This window comes from Leifsonia sp. SIMBA_070, assembly GCF_046534635.1.
In the GTDB taxonomy this organism is placed as follows: domain Bacteria; phylum Actinomycetota; class Actinomycetes; order Actinomycetales; family Microbacteriaceae; genus Leifsonia.
In genome coordinates this window covers 1-260 of record NZ_JAWRYK010000486.1, presented here as the reverse complement: position 1 = coordinate 260, position 260 = coordinate 1, and the positions used below count along the sequence as shown (strand labels likewise).

The following is a 260-nucleotide window of genomic DNA, read 5'->3' as shown; positions in this document are numbered from 1 at the left end:
GCCTCGCGGGCAATCTCGAGGTCATCGGAGAGGTCAGGACCGATGAAACCGATCCGTCTGCTGTGCCGATCCTGCGGGCCGCACTCGACTACCTTGAGCGCTTGCTGCCTGAGGTGTCGGTGGCGCGGCGTCAACTGGATTGGTCTTTGAAGCGGACACGCTGGCTGGCGGAGGCAAAGCCTGGCAATGGCACCGTGATGTCCGACGACGGTGGCGTGCTGGCATTTCTCGCCAGCGGCGGAAGGCGCGGCATCGGCGCG

General features: G+C 65.8%; 1 protein-coding gene. It reads left to right on the top strand.

Going from position 1 to position 260, the window contains the following annotated elements:
* The coding region (locus SB754_RS21155) for a hypothetical protein (RefSeq protein WP_410784305.1) at nucleotides 1–260 on the top strand (260 nt) is incomplete at both ends.